General features: G+C 71.6%; 14 protein-coding genes. 7 read left to right on the forward strand and 7 right to left on the reverse strand.

The window, feature by feature from the left end:
- Positions 1-207: 207 nt before the first annotated feature.
- Positions 208-576 (reverse strand): hypothetical protein, encoded by a 369-nt coding sequence (locus tag ACF09J_RS32900; protein WP_392309129.1) that lies wholly within the window; start codon positions 574-576, stop codon positions 208-210.
- A 101-nt stretch (positions 577-677) separates the two neighbouring features.
- Between ACF09J_RS32900 and sigJ the strand changes: the two genes are divergently transcribed.
- Positions 678-1,577, forward strand: coding sequence for an RNA polymerase sigma factor SigJ (gene sigJ, locus ACF09J_RS32905; protein WP_392309130.1), 900 nt, complete (start codon positions 678-680; stop codon positions 1,575-1,577).
- Positions 1,578-1,835: 258 nt separating this feature from the next.
- On the opposite strand, the gene ACF09J_RS32910 is transcribed toward sigJ, so the two are convergent.
- The gene (locus tag ACF09J_RS32910) at positions 1,836-3,524 is read right to left on the reverse strand and encodes an MFS transporter (protein ID WP_392309205.1); all 1,689 of its coding nucleotides are present in this window, start codon (positions 3,522-3,524) and stop codon (positions 1,836-1,838) included.
- 108 nt (positions 3,525-3,632) lie between these two features.
- Here ACF09J_RS32910 and ACF09J_RS32915 point away from each other — a divergent pair, with 108 nt between their 5' ends.
- A complete protein-coding gene (locus ACF09J_RS32915) occupies positions 3,633-4,250 on the forward strand; it encodes a TetR/AcrR family transcriptional regulator (protein WP_392309131.1) in 618 nt (205 codons plus the stop codon).
- Between the two features lie 72 nt (positions 4,251-4,322).
- Here the strand turns inward: ACF09J_RS32915 and ACF09J_RS32920 are convergent, their stop codons facing one another.
- On the reverse strand, positions 4,323-5,693 hold the full coding sequence (locus ACF09J_RS32920) for a cation:dicarboxylate symporter family transporter (RefSeq protein WP_392309132.1): 1,371 nt from the start codon (positions 5,691-5,693) through the stop codon (positions 4,323-4,325).
- A gap of 164 nt (positions 5,694-5,857) precedes the next feature.
- Between ACF09J_RS32920 and ACF09J_RS32925 the strand changes: the two genes are divergently transcribed.
- Together ACF09J_RS32925 and ACF09J_RS32930 are read left to right on the forward strand one after the other, a co-directional pair.
- The gene (locus tag ACF09J_RS32925) at positions 5,858-7,528 is read left to right on the forward strand and encodes an ATP-binding protein (RefSeq protein ID WP_392309133.1); all 1,671 of its coding nucleotides are present in this window, start codon (positions 5,858-5,860) and stop codon (positions 7,526-7,528) included.
- On the forward strand, positions 7,525-8,235 hold the full coding sequence (locus ACF09J_RS32930; protein WP_392309134.1) for a response regulator: 711 nt from the start codon (positions 7,525-7,527) through the stop codon (positions 8,233-8,235). The genes ACF09J_RS32925 and ACF09J_RS32930 overlap by 4 nt, the downstream gene beginning before the upstream one ends.
- Positions 8,236-8,271: 36 nt before the next feature.
- Here the strand turns inward: ACF09J_RS32930 and ACF09J_RS32935 are convergent, their stop codons facing one another.
- Entirely contained in the window at positions 8,272-9,297 is a 1,026-nt protein-coding gene (locus ACF09J_RS32935; RefSeq protein WP_392309135.1) for an ATP-dependent 6-phosphofructokinase, read from the reverse strand.
- A 199-nt stretch (positions 9,298-9,496) separates the two neighbouring features.
- Between ACF09J_RS32935 and pta the strand changes: the two genes are divergently transcribed.
- The 3 genes from pta to pyk all read left to right on the forward strand — a co-directional run bounded on the left by pta (position 9,497) and on the right by pyk (position 14,409).
- The gene (gene pta / locus ACF09J_RS32940) at positions 9,497-11,572 is read left to right on the forward strand and encodes a phosphate acetyltransferase (RefSeq protein WP_392309136.1); all 2,076 of its coding nucleotides are present in this window, start codon (positions 9,497-9,499) and stop codon (positions 11,570-11,572) included.
- 89 nt (positions 11,573-11,661) lie between these two features.
- Positions 11,662-12,870 carry an acetate kinase gene (locus ACF09J_RS32945; protein WP_392309137.1) on the forward strand — a complete coding sequence of 403 codons (1,209 nt, stop codon included), beginning with the start codon at positions 11,662-11,664 and terminating at the stop codon, positions 12,868-12,870.
- 108 nt (positions 12,871-12,978) lie between these two features.
- Entirely contained in the window at positions 12,979-14,409 is a 1,431-nt protein-coding gene (gene pyk, locus ACF09J_RS32950) for a pyruvate kinase (RefSeq protein WP_392309138.1), read from the forward strand.
- Between the two features lie 97 nt (positions 14,410-14,506).
- Here the strand turns inward: pyk and ACF09J_RS32955 are convergent, their stop codons facing one another.
- The 3 genes from ACF09J_RS32955 to ACF09J_RS32965 form a co-directional block, all read right to left on the reverse strand.
- Entirely contained in the window at positions 14,507-15,937 is a 1,431-nt protein-coding gene (locus ACF09J_RS32955) for a hypothetical protein (protein ID WP_392309139.1), read from the reverse strand.
- A complete protein-coding gene (locus tag ACF09J_RS32960) occupies positions 15,927-16,541 on the reverse strand; it encodes a DUF6114 domain-containing protein (RefSeq protein ID WP_392309140.1) in 615 nt (204 codons plus the stop codon). Before ACF09J_RS32960 ends, ACF09J_RS32955 begins: the two co-directional genes overlap by 11 nt.
- A 131-nt stretch (positions 16,542-16,672) precedes the next feature.
- Complete coding sequence (locus ACF09J_RS32965; protein WP_392309141.1) at positions 16,673-17,320, reverse strand: DUF6230 family protein; 648 nt, start codon at positions 17,318-17,320, stop codon at positions 16,673-16,675.
- Positions 17,321-17,563: the final 243 nt, after the last annotated feature.

Consider the following 17,563-nt stretch of genomic DNA (forward strand, 5'->3'; position numbering starts at 1 on the left):
GCGCGGCGGGGGGTGGGGGCGGGCTGCGCGGGCGCGGGGGCGGGGGGGCGCGGGGCGCGGCCCCCCCCCCCCGGCCCCCCCCCCCCCGGGCCCGCCCCCCCCCCCCCCCCCCCCCCCCCCCCCCCCCCGCCACGCTAGTCCATCGTGGTAAGAGACGGTCGCCGAGAGCTTTCAGTTCACAGGGCGTCGTGGCCGGGGACGGACCGCTCAGCGCCGGGTCAGCGCGAGCACGCTCAGAGCGAACATCAGGACACCCAGGGGGAGATGGACCGACGGGACGTGCGCGATGCCGAGCACGACCTGGACCGAGGCGAGTACGAGGAAACCCGACGCGTGCCGGACGGGCCGGGGCGAGCCGCCGCCCGGCTTCCACGCCAGCACCGCCGCGAGCACGTACAGCATCGCCGCCCCGTACATCACACGGGCTCCGACACTGTGCAGCGTCTCTCCGTAGGACGAGGTCAGCAGCAGTCCGGCGGAGACCGCCTGAAAGAAGATGGTCAGGGTCTGCACCGCGATCGCGATCTGCAGGAACGAGGAGCCGCGCCGTGCGTCCGCCGTCACGTGAGTGGCCACGCCACACTCTCCTTTTCCGCCCTCGGGCAGTAGGTCTATAAGGTCTCAGCAGTTCGACGACGCGGGCCTGCGAAAGGTAAGGCGAGGGGGCGGCCGGAAGCATGGGGACTGTCGGGAACAGCACGGAGGGGATAGCCGGCGAGCGGCGCCGGCTGATCAATGTCGCTTACCGGTTGCTCGGTTCGGCGTCCGAGGCCGAGGACGCCGTGCAGGATGCCTACGCACGCTGGTACGGGCTGTCACCAAGCCGGCAGGAGGAGATCCTCTCCCCCGGCGCCTGGCTGACGAAGGTGACCGGCCGCATCTGCCTGGACCTGCTCGGCTCGGCGCGGGCCCGCCGCGAACGCTATGTCGGCGCGTGGCTGCCCGAGCCGCTGCCCGACCGCACCGAGTGGGGCCACGCGGACGACTCCGACCCCGCCGACCGGATCGTCCTGGACGAGTCGGTGGTCATGGCCTTCCTCGTCGTCCTGGAGTCGATGACGCCCGCCGAGCGGGTGGCGTTCGTCCTGCACGACGTCTTCCGGTACCCGTTCGCCGAGATCGCCGACGTTCTCGGCCGGACCCCCGCGGCCTGCAAGCAGTTGGCCGCGTCCGCCCGACGCCGGGCGGGCGTCGCGCGCGTTCCGGTCACGGCGACCGGCCAGGCGGATGTGGTGAGGCACGTCAAAGAGGCATGGGAGGGCAAGGACATCGCAGCCCTCGTCGGTCTCCTCGACCCGGCCGCCGTGATGACCGCCGACGGCGGCAATTCGGTCGGCACCGTCCTGCGCCCGGTCGAGGGCGGCGAGCGTATCGCCCAGTACATGGTCGCCATCGCCGGCAAGGCTCCGGGGCTCGAACTCCTGGAGCGGTCGGTCAACGGTGTGCCGGGCCTGGTGGCCCAGCGTGCCGGCGTCGTCATGACCGTCGCCTCGTTCGACGTCTCCGACGGGCGTGTCACCCGGATCTGGGTGGTCCGCAACCCGGAGAAGCTGCGGCCGTGGACACGGCGGGGCTAGTGCTGCGACCGGAAAAGTTCACCGGCTCGCGGCGTCAGGCACGGCACCTCGCCGCGTTGTCGCATCACCCGAGTACATCCAGTCCGCGGGCGATGCTCCGCCTTGCGATGCACCGCACCAAACGCCGCGAGCTTCCCGGCAAACCTTTCCGGTCACAGCACTAGCGCCGCGGCGGAGCGTGCGGAGGGGGCCGGGACGGGAGGGCCGGCCCCACCCGGGCGCCACGCAAGGACGTCGCCCGCACGGGATCCCGGGACTTCAGTCCCGGGTCGCCGACTTCGCGCCGCCGGCCACCAGCTCCTTCGCCTCCTCGGCCGGCTGTTCGTCGCGGGCGGCGCCGCGCGGCAGCAGCAGGGCGACGGCGAGGGTGCCCACGCCCAGGATCACCGCGCCGACGAGGCTGGTGTGGGCCACCGCGTCGGAGAAGGACGAGCCGACCGCCTCCTTCATCCGCTGGGCGCCCTCGGCGAGCCCTCCGGCCTGCGCCTTGAGCTGCGCGGCCTGCTGCGGGTCGGTCGCGTGGGCGGCCTGCGCCGCGAGCTTCTGCGCCTTCTCCCCGATGCCCTGGGCCACGGCGTATCCGGCGCCGACCGAGTCCTGGGCGGTGGACAGGGCGCCCGCCGGGAGCCCGCTGCCGGCGGTGGCGTCGGAGAGGTGCTGGGCGTACGAGGTGGAAAGGAGCGAGCCGAGGATCGCGATGCCGAGCGAGCCGCCCAGCTCCAGGGAGGTGTCGTTCACGGCGCCGCCGACGCCCAGCTCGGACTCGGGGAACGCGCCCATGATGGCGTCGGTGCAGGGCGAGAGGGCGAGCCCGATCGCCAGGCCCAGGATCACCAGGGGCGCCACGAGGTCGCCGTAGGCGGACGAGCCGTCAACCCGGGTCAGCAGCGCCAGGGCCGCGGTGCCGCCGACCATGCCCGCGGTCACCGTCCACTTCATGCCGACGCGCGGGGTGAGGTACCCGGTCAGCGCCGAGCCGGCGAAGACGGCGCCGGCCAGCGGCAGCATGCGCAGGCCGGTGGCGAGGGCGTCGTGACCAAGGACGAACTGGAGGTGCTGGGTGAGGTAGTAGAAGGCGCCGAAGACGGCCAGGAAGAACAGGGCCACGGCCAGGTTGGAGCCGGCGAAGCGGCGCTGTCCGAAGCGCCGTACGTCGAGGACCGGGCGCGGGTGGCGCAGCTCCCACAGGACGAAGGCCACCAGGCTCACGCCCGCGACCGCGGCCGCGGTGACCGCCTTGGCGTCCCAGCCGAAGTGGGGGCCCTCGATGATCATGTAGACCAGCGAGCCGATCCACACCACCGACAGCAGTCCGCCGACGTAGTCGATCCGGCCGTGGTGCGCCGCCCTGGAGGGCGGTACGAGGACGAGGGCGCCGACCAGCGCGACGGCGGCGACCGGCACGTTGATCAGGAAGGTCGAGGACCAGCCGTGGTCCTCGAGCAGCGCGCCGGCGACGAGCGGGCCGGCGGCGATGGCGAGGCCGGCGGTTGCGGTCCACAGGGTGATCGCCTTGGCGCGCTCGGCGCGCGGGAACGTCGCGGCCAGCAGGGAGAGGGTGGCCGGCATGATCAGCGCGGCGCCCACACCCATCACGGCGCGGGCCGCGATGACGGTCGCCGCGCTGTCGGCGAGGTGGCCGAGGACGGCGCCGCCGCCGAACACGACGAGCCCGAGGACGAGCGCGCCGCGCCGGCTGTACTTGTCGCCGATCGCGCCGAGCAGCAGCATCAGCGCCGCGTACGGGACGGTGTAGCCGTCGATGACCCACTGGAGGTCGGCGCTGGACAGCCCGAGGTCCCGGGTCATGTCGGGCGCGGCGACTGTGAGCGCGGTGTTCGCCATCACGATGATCAGCAGGCTCAGGCAGAGCACGAGGAGCGCCCACCAGCGCCGGGCGTAGGGCCGGTCCATCCTCTCGGCCGGTTCGTTCATGACGGGTCGCATGGGCATGAGTCGCCTTCCTCGATCGACTTGCACAGCGGAGTGCAATTGCACAACGATGTGCAATGTACGACCCTTGCACAGCGCTGTGCAAGTCGAGGAAGAGGCAGAATGTCAGCCATGACCACGGGTAGCACCAGTCGCGCCGACGTGAACCGGCGCCGGATCCTCGATGTCGCCCTCGCGGAGCTGCTGCGCGACCCCGACGCGTCCATGGACCAGATCGCGCGCGCGGCCGGTGTCGTACGACGCACCGTGTACGGCCACTTCCCCAGCCGGGAGGCGCTGATCAGCACGCTCGTCGACGAGGCGGTGCTCGCGCTCGCCGGCGCGCACACGGCGGGCCGGGAGGGCGTCGAGGATCCGGCGGAGGCCGTGGCGCGGTCGGTGCTGGCGGTCTGGGAGATCGCCGACCGCTACCGGCTGCTGGTCGCGCTCGCCCAGCGCACGGTGACCATGGAAGGCATCCGTGAACGCCTCACCCCCGTCCGGGAGAGCGCCGCGGGACTCCTCCAGCGCGGCCTGGACGAGGGCGTCTTCGCCTCTCCCCTGCCCGCGCCGGCCCTGGCCTACGTGAAGGAGCAGATCCTGTTCGCCCTGATGGAGGCGGTGAACGACGGACTGCTCGACCCCCGGGAGGCGGGCCGCACGGCCGCGGTGACGGTCCTGACGGCGGCCGGGGTGCCCGCCTCCCTGGCCGCGGCCCTGGTGGCCGGGCTCAGCGACTGACCCCCACCTCCGGCAGGACGCCGAGAGCCCGCACCCCTTGACGGGGTGCGGGCTCTCGGCGTCCTGCCCGCGCTAGGCCTTGGCCAGTTCGCGCTGCTCGGGGATCCCGGCGCCGTCCTCGGCGTCGTCGTCCAGCAGTGTCTTCTCGTCGAAGGGCAGCTCGCCGGAGAGGACCCGCCGGACGCGGTCCTTGTCGACCTCGCCGGTCCAGGTGCCGATCAGCAGGGTGGCGACCGCGTTGCCCGCGAAGTTGGTCAGGGCGCGGGCCTCGCTCATGAAGCGGTCGATGCCGACGATCAGGCCGACGCCGTCGACCAGGGCGGGCTTGTGGGACTGGAGGGCACCGGCGAGGGTGGCGAGTCCGGCGCCGGTGACACCGGCGGCGCCCTTGGACGCGATCATCATGAACAGCAGCAGCGTGATCTGCTGGCCGATGGACAGCGGCTGGTCCATCGCGTCGGCGATGAACAGGGAGGCCATGGTCAGGTAGATCATCGTGCCGTCGAGGTTGAAGGAGTAGCCGGTCGGCACGGTGATGCCGACGACCGGACGGCTCACGCCCAGGTGCTCCATCTTGGCGATGAGCCGGGGCAGCGCGGACTCCGACGACGACGTCGACAGGATCAGCAGGAACTCACGGCCCAGGTACTTCAGCAGCTGGAAGATGTTGACGCCGGCCACCAGCCGGGTCAGCGTGCCCAGCACCACCAGCACGAACAGCAGACAGGTGACGTAGAAGCCGAGCATGATCGCGCCGAGTGCCTTCAGCGCGTCGACGCCCGTCTCGCCGACGACGGCGGCCATGGCGCCGAAGGCGCCGATCGGGGCGGCCCACATGATCATGGCGAGCACACGGAACACCAGCCGCTGGATGTGCTCCACCCCGCGCAGGACCGGCTCGCCCTTGCGGCCCATGGCCTGGAGCGCGAATCCGACGAGCAGGGCGACCAGCAGGGTCTGCAGCACCTGGCCCTGGGTGAACGCCGACACGAGCGTGGTCGGGATGATGCCGAGCACGAAGTCGACCGGGCCCTCGCTCCCGGCCTGCGCCTGCGCCTGGCCGGCGCCCTTGACCGCCTCCGTCAGGTGCATCCCGCTGCCCGGGTGGACGATGTTGCCGATCACGAGCCCGATGGCCAGCGCGACGAACGACATGGCGAGGAAGTAGCCGAGCGCGAGGCCGCCGACCTTGCCGACCTTCGCGGCCTTGCGCACCGACCCGACGCCGAGCACGATCGTGCAGAAGATGATCGGCGAGATCATCATCTTGATCAGGTTCACGAAGCCGGTGCCGAGCGGCTTGAGCTCCTTGGCGAAGTCGGGTGCGGCGAACCCGACGGCGACGCCCAGGACGACAGCGGCGATCACCGCTATGTACAGATAGTGGGTACGGTCCCGCTTGGCTGCGGGAGCGGCAGGTGCCGTATCGGCTGCGCTGCTCAAGGCGGCCCTCCTTGACGACGTCATCGGCATCACCGGCGTGCGGCTCACGTCCGGGCATGGGGGAATGCCGCGACTATCTCCCGCCCTGTGAGGGGGGTCACGCTTCCGTTCATTAAGTTCACGCCACATAGTTCACGCCAGAACGAAAGAGGCAGACTGGCGGCATGCGCATACCCGTCCTCCCCAGACCCCGCAGCCTGGCGGGCCAGCTCTTCGCCATGCAGGCCGTGCTGCTGGCGCTCGTCGTGGCCGGGTACGCGCTCTTCAGCTACCTCAGCGACCGCGGCCAGGCCGAGGAGTCGGCCCGCCGGCAGACCACGGCGGTGGCCCGTTCCATCGCCGACGCCCCCTCGGTCCTGACGGCCATCGGGACCTCCGACCCGTCCGCGGAGCTCCAGCCGTACGCGCTGAGGGTCCAGCAGGACACCGGGGTCGACTTCGTCACGATCATGACGCCGGACGGCATCCGCTGGACGCACCCGGACCCGGACCAGATCGGGCTGCCCTTCCTCGGCAACATCTCCCGCGCCCAGCGCGGCGAGTCCTTCACCGAGACCTACACCGGCACCCTCGGCCCGTCCGTCCGCGCGGTCACACCCGTCGAGGAGCACGGCCGCGTCGTCGGCCTGGTCAGCGCCGGCATCAAGGTGCAGGCGATCAGCGAGCGGGTACGGGAACAGGTCATCGCCCTCTTCTCGGTCGCGGCCGGGATCCTCGCGCTCGGCGCGATCGCCACGTACGTCATCAACGCGCGTCTGCGCCGCCACACCCACGGCATGAACGCGGCGGAGCTCAGCCGGATGCACGACTACCACCAGGCCGCCCTGCACGCGGTGCGCGAGGGCCTGCTGATGCTGGACGCCCAGCACCGGGTGGCGCTCATCAACGACGGCGGGCGGGAACTGCTGGACGTGGGACGCCAGGAGGACGTGATGGGCCGGTCGGTGGCGGACCTCGGCCTGCCGGCCCCGCTGACGGGTGCGCTGCTGGCCTCCGAACCGCGGGTGGACGAGGTGCACCTGACCGACGCGCGGGTGCTGGTGGTCAACACCTCACCGGTCTCGGGCGGTCAGCGCCGGGGCACGGTGGTGACCCTGCGGGACGTCACCGAACTCCAGTCGCTGATGGGCGAACTGGACTCGGAGCGCGGCTTCAGCCAGGCGCTGCGCTCCCAGGCGCACGAGGCGGCCAACCGGCTGCACACGGTGGTGTCACTGATCGAACTGGGGCGGGCGGAGGAGGCCGTGGAGTTCGCGACGGCGGAGCTGGAACTGGCCCAGGCGCTGACCGACCAGGTGGTCACGGCGGTGAGCGAGCCCGTGCTGGCCGCGCTGCTGCTCGGCAAGACGGCCCAGGCCAACGAGCGCGGCGTGGAACTGGTGGTGTCCTCGGACAGCGGCCTGGACGACGGACTGCTGCCGCGCGGCCTGCCGCCCCGGGACCTGGTGACGATCCTCGGCAATCTCGTCGACAACGCGGTGGACGCGGCGCAGGGCGGCATGCCGGCGCGGGTGACGGTCACGGCGTGCGCGGAGGACGGCGAGCTGGTGCTGCGGGTCGCGGACACCGGACCGGGCGTCCACCCGGCCCATGCGGACCGGGTGTTCCAGCACGGCTTCTCCACCAAGCCGACGGGCCCGGGCGGGCGGGGACTGGGCCTGGCGCTGGTACGGCAGGCGGTACGGCGGCACGAGGGGACGCTGACGGTGACGGAGGCGGAAGGAGGCGGCGCGGTGTTCGAGGCGCGGCTGCCCCTGACCCACGGGACGGAGAACCCGGTGACCGGCAGGGCCGTGTCCGGGACCGGGCGCGGCCTTACCGGAGGCGTGGCATGAGCGACGGCGGGAGCGGGACGCAGCCCATCCGCGTCCTGGTGGTGGAGGACGACCCGGTCGCGGCGGACGCGCACGTGATGTACGTGGGCCGGGTGCCGGGGTTCGTCGCCGTCGGCACGGCGCACACGGGCGCCGAGGCCCGCCGGGCGCTCGAGCGCACCCCGGTGGACCTGCTGCTGCTCGACCTCCACCTGCCGGACGTGCACGGCCTGAAGCTGGCCCGGTCCCTGCGGGCGGGCGGCCATCACGCGGACGTGATCGCGGTGACCTCGGCGCGGGACCTGGCCGTGGTGCGCGAAGGGGTCTCGCTGGGGGTGGTCCAGTACGTCCTGAAACCGTTCACCTTCGCCACGCTCCGGGACCGGCTCGTGCGGTACGCCGAGTTCCGCGCGGCGGTCGGGGAGGTGGGCGGCCAGGACGAGGTGGACCGGGCGATCGCGACGCTGCGCGCCCCGAGCCCGGCGGCCCTCCCCAAGGGCCTGAGCGCGCCGACGCTCCAGCGGGTGACGGACGCGCTGCGCGCGGCGCGGGAGGGGCTCCCGGCGGCGGGCGTCGCCGGGACGGTCGGCATCTCCCGGATCACCGCCCGGCGCTACCTGGAGCACCTGGTGGACGCGGGCCGGGCCGTACGCAGCCCGCTGTACGGGCAGGTGGGCAGGCCGGAGCTGGTGTACCGGTGGGTGCGGGAGGGCGGCACCGACCGGTAGGGGACGGCCGCACCTCCCGGGAGCGCGGGGGAACCTCTAGAACACCGACTCCGTCTCGTCCATGCGGTCCTTGGGGACGGTCTTCAGCTCGGTCACCGCCCGGGCCAGCGGGACCATCACGATGTCGGTGCCGCGCAGTGAGGTCATGTGGCCGAACTCGCCGCGGTGGGCGGCCTCCACCGCGTGCCAGCCGAAGCGGGTGGCGAGGACGCGGTCGTAGGCGGTCGGGACACCGCCGCGCTGGACGTGGCCGAGGATGACCGGCTTGGCCTCCTTGCCGAGCCGGCTCTCCAGCTCGTACGCCAGCGCCGTGCCGATGCCCTGGAAGCGCTCGTGGCCGAACTTGTCGATCTCGCCCTTGCCGTAGTCCATGGTGCCCTCGGCCGGGTGGGCGCCCTCGGCGACGCAGATCACCGCGAACTTCTTGCCGCGGGCGAACCGCTCCTCGACCATCTTCACCAGGTCGGCCGGGTCGAAGGGCCGCTCGGGCAGGCAGATGCCGTGCGCGCCGGCCGCCATGCCGGACTCCAGCGCGATCCAGCCCGCGTGCCGGCCCATGACCTCGACGACCATCACGCGCTGGTGCGACTCGGCCGTGGTCTTCAGCCGGTCCATGGCCTCGGTGGCCACGCCGACGGCCGTGTCGAAGCCGAAGGTGCGGTCGGTGGAGGAGATGTCGTTGTCGATCGTCTTCGGCACGCCGACCACCGGCAGCCCGGCGTCCGACAGCATGCGCGCCGCGGTCAGCGTGCCCTCGCCGCCGATCGGGATCAGCGCGTCGATGCCGAACCGGTGGATCATGTCCGAGGCGTTCTCGCAGGCCTCGCGGAGCCGGTCGCGCTCCAGCCGGGAGGAGCCGAGGATGGTGCCGCCGCGGGCGAGGATGCCGCCCACCGCGTTGAGGTCGAGGGTGCGGTAACGGCCGTCGAGCAGGCCGGCGTAGCCGTCCTCGAAGCCGATGACCTCGTCGCCGTACGCCGTGACCGCCCGGTGCACGACCGACCGGATCACCGCGTTCAGCCCCGGGCAGTCGCCGCCGGCCGTGAGAACTCCGATACGCATGCTGCTGTGTCTCCCGCTCACTGTTGACACCGGTGATCCCGTCCGATTGTTTCATGTCCCGGGGACGGCCATGGCCTGACGGGCGCCATAGCTACCGGCGGGGGTACTGTCAAGGGGATTCCGCTCACCCCGGTGGGCGTTTTTTGCAGGACGCCATCCCCGGCCGACGAGTGATCCCCCGAGGAAACGGAGAGCCCGCGTGACCCGCAGCGTGTACGTGACCGGTATCGACCGCGGTGACGGCCGGCAGGTCGTCGAGCTGGGAGTCATGGAGCTGCTGACCCGGCAGGTGGACCGGGTGGGCGTCTTCCGCCCCCTCGTCCACGACGGCCCCGACCGCCTCTTCGAGCTGCTGCGCGCCCGCTACCGGCTCCCCCAGGACCCGGCGACCGTCTACGGCATGAACTATCAGGAGGCGTCCGCCCTCCAGGCCGAGCAGGGCACGGACGAACTGGTGTCGGCCCTCGTCGACCGCTTCCACCTGGTCGCCCGGGACTACGACGTGGTCCTCGTCCTCGGCACCGACTTCGCCGACACCCAGCTCCCGGACGAGCTGTCCCTCAACGCCCGGCTCGCCAACGAGTTCGGGGCCTCCGTCCTGCCCGTCGTGGGCGGCCGCAGGCAGAGCGCCGAGTCGGTGCTCGCCGAGACCCGCAACGCCTACCGCGCCTACGACGGCCTCGGCTGCGACGTGCTGGCCATGGTCACCAACCGGGTGGCCCGCGAGCAGCGCGACGAGATCGCCGAGCGGCTGGCCGGCCGGCTGCCGGTGCCCTGCTGGGTGGTGCCGGACGAGCCGGCCCTGTCCGCGCCGACGGTCGCGCAGATCACCCAGACCCTGGACGGCCGGGTCCTGCTGGGCGACGACTCCGGACTGGCCCGCGACGCCCTGGACTTCGTCTTCGGCGGCGCCATGCTGCCCAACCTCCTCAAGGCGCTGACCCCCGGCTGCCTGGTGGTCACCCCCGGCGACCGCGCCGACCTGGTCATCGGCTCGCTCGCCGCGCACAGCGCCGGCACCCCGCCGATAGCCGGCGTGCTGCTCACCCTGAACGAGGCGCCGCGGCAGGAGATCCTCACCCTGGCCGACCGCCTCGCCCCGGGCACCCCGGTCGTCTCTGTGTCCGGCAACAGCTTCCTCACCGCCGAGCGGCTGTTCTCCCTGGAGGGCAAGCTCAACGCGGCCACCCCGCGCAAGGCGGAGACCGCGCTCGGCCTGTTCGAGCGGTACGTCGACACCGCCGACCTCAGCAAGCGCGTCTCCGCGCCCAGCACCGACCGGGTCACGCCGATGATGTTCGAGCACCAGCTGCTCGAACAGGCCCGCGGCGACCGGCGCCGGGTCGTGCTGCCGGAGGGCACCGAGGAGCGCGTGCTGCACGCGGCGGAGGTGCTGCTGCGCCGGGGCGTGTGCGACCTGACGCTGCTCGGCCCGGTGGAGACGATCCGCAAGAAGGCCGCCGACCTCGGCATCGACCTCGGGGACGCCCAGCTCATCGACCCGGCCACCTCCGACCTGCGGGACGCCTTCGCCGAGCGGTACGCGGCGCTGCGCGCCCACAAGGGCGTCACGGTGGAGCTGGCGTACGACGTCGTCTCGGACGTCAACTACTTCGGCACGCTCATGGTGCAGGAGGGCCTGGCCGACGGCATGGTGTCGGGCTCGGTGCACTCCACGGCCGCGACCATCCGGCCCGCGTTCGAGATCATCAAGACCCGCCGGGACGCCGCGATCGTCTCCTCGGTGTTCTTCATGTGCCTGGCCGACAAGGTCCTCGTCTACGGCGACTGCGCGGTCAACCCCGTTCCGGACGCCGAGCAACTGGCCGACATCGCCGTCCAGTCGGCGGCCACCGCCGCCCGGTTCGGCGTGGAACCGCGGATCGCCATGCTGTCGTACTCCACCGGCGACTCCGGCTCGGGCGCCGACGTGGACAAGGTGCGCGAGGCGACCGATCTGGTGCGGCTGCGCCGCCCGGACCTGATGATCGAGGGGCCGATCCAGTACGACGCGGCCGTGGAGCCGTCGGTGGCCGCCACCAAGCTGCCCGGTTCGGAGGTGGCGGGGCAGGCCACCGTGCTGATCTTCCCGGACCTGAACACCGGCAACAACACCTACAAGGCCGTGCAGCGTTCGGCCGGCGCGGTCGCGGTCGGCCCGGTCCTCCAGGGCCTGCGCAAGCCGATCAACGACCTGTCCCGCGGCGCCCTGGTGCCGGACATCGTCACCACCGTGGCCATCACGGCGATCCAGGCCCAGTCGTCCGGCAACTGACCCTGCCCGGCCGCGTCCGCCGGGGCAGCCGTCCCGGCGTGCGCGGCCGAAGACCTCCACAGCTCCCGACCAGAAAGCGCCAGCGCCTCGTGACCGCGACCCGCGTCCTCGTCCTCAACTCCGGCTCCTCGTCGGTGAAGTACCAGCTGCTCGACATGCGCGACGCGACCCGGCTCGCCGTCGGCCTGGTGGAGCGCATCGGCGAGCGGACCTCCCGGCTCAAGCACACCTGCCTGGCCACGGGGGCCGGCCGCGAGCAGAACGGCCCGATCGCCGACCACGACGCCGCGCTGAAGGCGGTCGCGGAGGAACTGGCCAGGGACGGACTCGGCATCGACTCCCCCGAACTGGCCGCGATCGGGCACCGGGTGGTGCACGGCGGCCTGTTCTTCACCGAGCCCACCGTCATCGATGACACCGTGCTCACCGAGATCGAGCGGCTGATCCCGGTGGCGCCGCTGCACAACCCGGCCAACCTCACCGGCATCCGCACGGCCATGGCGCTGCGCCCCGACCTGCCGCAGGTCGCCGTCTTCGACACGGCGTTCCACACGACCATGCCGGAGTCCGCGGCCCGCTACGCGATCGACACGAAGATCGCCGACCGGCACCGGGTGCGGCGCTACGGCTTCCACGGCACCTCGCACGCCTACGTCTCCCGGGCGACCGCCGAGCTGCTCGGCAGGGCCCCCGAGGACGTCAACGTCATCGTGCTGCACCTGGGCAACGGCGCGTCGGCCTCGGCGGTCCGGGGCGGCCGGTGCGTGGACACCTCCATGGGGCTCACCCCGCTGGAGGGACTGGTGATGGGAACGCGTTCCGGTGACCTCGACCCGGCCGTCATCTTCCATTTGCAGCGAGTCGGCGGAATGTCCATGGACGAGGTCGACACTCTCCTCAACAAGAGGAGCGGTTTGTTCGGTCTGTGCGGCGACAACGACATGCGGGAGATTCGGCGCCGGACGGAGGAGGGCGACGACGAGGCACGGCTCGCGTTCGAGATCTACGTCCATCGGCTGAAGAAGTACGTGGGTGCCTATTACGCGGTACTCGGCACGGTGGACGCGGTCGCCTTCACGGCCGGGGTCGGCGAGAACGCGGCCTTTGTGCGTGAGGCCGCCCTCGCGGGCCTGGAGGGCCTGGGCCTGGCGGTGGACCGCGACCGGAACGCCGTACGCGGCGACGAGGCGCGGCTGATCTCGCCCGAGGGCGCGCGGGTCGCCGTGGCCGTGGTTCCCACGGACGAGGAAATGGAGATCGCCACCCAGACTTACGCACTGGTCGGAAAGGACGGCTGAGCACGTCCGCGGAATTCCGGCCGGCACTCGACTGAGCGCCAAGGCGCCCATTTGTATCTTCCATCAGACGGAATATTCCGGAGCGAAACAAACCGATAGGATCGCCCCATGCGCCGTTCGAAAATCGTCTGTACTCTCGGCCCAGCGGTCGACTCCCACGAGATGCTCGTCGCCATGATCGACGCGGGCATGAACGTGGCCCGTTTCAACTTCAGCCACGGAACGCACGCCGAGCACCAGGCACGGTACGACCGGGTCCGCGCCGCGGCCAAGGAGACCGGCCGGGCCATCGCCGTCCTCGCCGACCTCCAGGGCCCGAAGATCCGGCTGGAGACCTTCGCCGAGGGTCCGGTGGAGCTCGAGCGGGGTGACGAGTTCACCATCACCACCGAGGACGTCCCGGGCGACAAGCAGATCTGCGGTACGACGTACAAGGGGCTGCCCGCCGACGTCTCGCGCGGCGACCAGGTCCTCATCAACGACGGCAACGTCGAGCTGAAGGTCCTGGAAGTCGAGGGCCCGCGGGTGAGGACGATCGTCATCGAGGGCGGCGTCATCTCCGACCACAAGGGCATCAACCTGCCCGGCGCCGCGGTGAACGTGCCCGCGCTGTCCGAGAAGGACGTCGAGGACCTGCGCTTCGCGCTGCGCATGGGCTGCGACATGGTCGCCCTGTCCTTCGTCCGCGACGCCAAGGACGTCTCCGACGTCCATCGGGTCATGGACGAGGAGGGCCGCCGCGTCCCCGTCATCGCCAAGGTGGAGAAGCCGCAGGCGGTGGAGAACATGCAGGACGTCGTGATGGCGTTCGACGGTGTGATGGTCGCCCGCGGCGACCTGGCCGTCGAGTACCCGCTCGAGAAGGTCCCCATGGTGCAGAAGCGCCTGATCGAGCTGTGCCGTCGCAACGCCAAGCCGGTGATCGTGGCGACCCAGATGATGGAGTCGATGATCACCAACTCCCGTCCGACCCGCGCCGAGGCCTCCGACGTGGCCAACGCGATCCTGGACGGGGCCGACGCGGTCATGCTGTCGGCCGAGTCGAGCGTGGGCGCCTACCCGGTCGAGACCGTCAAGACGATGTCGAAGATCGTCAAGGCGGCCGAGGAGGAGCTGCTCTCCAAGGGCCTGCAACCGCTGGTGCCGGGCAAGAAGCCGCGCACACAGGGCGGTTCGGTGGCCCGCGCCGCCTGCGAGATCGCCGACTTCCTGGGCGCCACGGGCCTGGTGGCCTTCACCCAGTCCGGCGACACCGCGCGCCGGCTGTCCCGCTACCGCGCCTGCCAGCCGATCCTGGCGTTCACCACCGACGAGTCCACCCGCAACCAGCTCGCGCTGAGCTGGGGCGTGGAACCGCACGTGGTGCCGTTCGTCAACAGCACCGACGAGATGGTCGACCTGGTCGACCAGGAGCTGGTCAAGCTCAACCGCTTCGCCCCCGGCGACACGGTCATCATCACCGCCGGATCGCCCCCCGGCGTCCCCGGCACCACCAACATGGTCCGCGTCCACCACCTGGGCGGCGGCTCCCGCGACTGACCCCGCGCACGGCCGACCGGCACACGACTGAGGGCGCCCCCCGCGCACAGGGGGCGCCCTCAGCGGTGTCGCGGCTCCCGGACGGGCCCGCGGCCGGTCAGTCGGTGGTGTACTGGCGCATTCCGGGGACGTGCAGGTCGCCGCCGAACTGGGCCGCCTGGACCACTTTGACCTTGGTGAAGTAGATCAGCGGGATGTTCAGCGGCGGAGGGCTCTTCGGGCTGAAGGTGACGGGGATCAGACCGAACAGGTTGCCGGAGATGCTCTCGGTGTACATCACCGTGTCGCCGTTGCGGATCGTGGAGATCGAACCCTTGGCGGCCTGGACGTGGTAGGTCTTGCCGATCCCCTCGTCCTTCACCGTCTGGTGCAGGTCGCCGATGTCGGTGCCATCCGAAATGACGTACTTCAGCACCTTCTTGACCTTTCCGCTCGCCGTGCGCACCTCCACGACGCCCTGGTAGTCGGCGCCCTTCAGCAGCAGCGAACTGGCGTCCAGGTACCAGGGGTCGTCGGCCAGGAGCACGTCGTTGTCCACGCCGCCCTCGGCGTCGGTGGCGGCCGGACAGTCCTCCGGGTCCGTCGTGGAGCTCGCCGACGGGCTCGGGGAGGCCGTCGCCGCGTCGGCAGCCTCGCCGGCCGCTTCACCGGCTGTGTCCTTGACACCCTCGACGGCCTTCCCGGCCGTCCTGGACACCGTGCCGGTCGTGTCCTTCACGGTGCCCTCGACCGTGTCCTTGACGGTGTCGGTGACCTTCCGGGCGGTGTCCTTGACCGGATCCGAGGCGCCGTCGCCGGTGTCCTTGCTCCCGCCCGCCGCGGGCGTGGCGGAGGCGGACGGCGCGGCCCCCGGGTCCGCGGAGGCCCCGGAGCCCTGCTTGCCGCCGGCGAGGAGTCCTCCGAGCGCGTCCCCGACGCCTCCGAGCGTGTCCCCGACGGTCCCCAGCAGGCCGCCGCCCCCGGACGCCGGAGGGGCCGTCGTGGCGGCTCCCCCGGTCCCCGAACCTCCGGGCTTGCTCTCCGAGGCGGTGGGGGCCGGCTTGGGCGCGGCCTTGTCGCCGGAGGCCGTGCCGGGCGAGGAGGACGCGTGCGAGGAGCCCTCGTCCTGCCGGCCGTTCTGGTCCGCCTGGCCGTCCTGGCCCGTGGCGGAGGTGGCCGAGGGCGCCGGCGTCGCGGTGGCGCCGTCGCCGCCCTCCGCGGCGTCACCGGCGCTCGCGGAGGCGGACGGCGTCGGCGAGGCCGAGGGCTCGTCGCGGGAGCCGTCCAGTGCCGCGACGCAGTCCTTGTACTCGTCGGCCGTCAGGCTCTTGGCGGACGGCTTCGACGCGTTGTTGTCGGCGACGGCGTGCGTGGACGTGAAGCCCATCCCCATGAGGACGGCCGTCGGCATCGCCGCCATGGCTATCGCCTTGCCGGCCGGCATGTGGAACCTGGTGAACAGCGGCTTCTTGGGTGCCGCGTGGCGCGGCCCGGTTCTCACACGGAACTCCTCCACTCCCGTTCCGTGAGTCACCTCGTCAGCCGGCACTTCGCCTCCCGTTCGCCCCGTTGGCCGGGCTCGTTCCTGACAGGTCGTTCTCCCCCAGCGCCTCGAAGCCCTGGGAGGGGCCCTCCTTGCCCAGCGGGTCCGCCAACGGCCCGGGCGGTACCGGGTCGTCATCCGCCGCCGGGCCGGGCGCGGCCTCGGGGGCACCGCCCCGTACCGGTCCGTCCCGTTCGGCGTCCTCCGGCGCGGGCGGTACGCCCTCCGCCCACGACACGGCCATCGCGCCGCCGATGAGCGCGGACAGGAAGCCCATGACGAAGCCGCCGAAGTTGGAGACGGGGATGGACACCAGCGCCAGCAGTATCGCCGCGACACCCGCGAACACCCGGATGTGCTTCTGGAACCACAGGCTGACGCCCAGGACGACGAGCAGCACGCCGATGATCAGGGACCCGGCGCCCGCGGTGGTGGCCATCGCCAGCGTCAGATGACCGAGCTTGAGGTGGGCGTACGGGAAGTACATGATCGGAAAGCCGCCGAGCAGGACGAACAGACCGGCCCAGAACGGACGCGTGCCCCGCCAGGCGCGGAACTGCAGCCTCCGGCGGGTGAACTGGCCGGCTGCGGCAGGAGTCTCGGCGCTCATGGAAAACAGCTCCCTGGTGCGGCGTTGCTGTGATGAGGGTGGTGCTTGGTCGGTGTGGGGGGTGTGTGAAGAGCGGACGGAAGGTGGAACGGGCGGGGGCGCCGTCGGCTCCCCCGCCCGTCACCGAGTGCCTAGTAGCACTCCTTGGCATCCGTCGACAGCGACATCTTCAGTCCGCTGAGCTTGAAGGTTCCGGCGGTGGTCGCCCACGCCGTCTGCTTCACGCCGGTCAGCGTGGCCGAGTCGGCCTGCTGGGCGAACCCGTAGGGGTTGGTCTTCTTCTGCTCGACCTCGCCCGCCTTGATGCCGGGACCCTTGCCGGCGTCCTTGGCCGCGACACCGATGTCGATGTTCTTGAACGTGGCGTCGGCCTGCAGGTCGGCGACGTCGATGTAGAGGTTGTCGGCCTTGACCGGCTTGTCGCCGCCGCCCGCCTTCAGGATCAGGCTGACCTTCGGCAGGCCGGGGAGGCCGACCGGGGTGACGACCGACTGGCACAGGTTGTTGATCGTGGCCGTCTTGAACGCCGAGACCGCGACCGGGTGAGCCGTGTCCTTGCCCTCGAGGGTGTACCCCGAGTCCATCGCTCCGTACTGGACGAACCCCTTGCCCACCAGCTTGTCGGCCGTCACCTTGAACGACTGGCCCGACACACTGAACGACGCGGCGAGGGCACCCTGCGCCAGGGCCACGCCTATCGCCGCCGTCGCGGCCACGCTGGGCACCATGACCACAGCGAACCGCTTCCATCTGGTCCCGCCACGCACTTGGGACTCCATATTTCCTCCTTCTCGGACGTACATCTCCTGGCCCGGCTCACCACCGGCCGGCGGCTCGGCCGGGCAGGGATGGGAGAAGTGCTACGTCCTCGGGAAGGAGAGCGCCCGCGCTCGGTGGCGCCAACCGCGCCCGAATCACCGGCGATCACCCCCGAGCGACAACCACTGGTCGCGCCTGACACGCATCACGCACAACCTTGCTGGACAGGCTTCGCCAGCCGGCGAAGACCCCCCTGTCCAAAG

Origin of the sequence: Streptomyces sp. NPDC014889, assembly GCF_043081205.1 — a bacterium.
GTDB lineage: Bacteria > Actinomycetota > Actinomycetes > Streptomycetales > Streptomycetaceae > Streptomyces.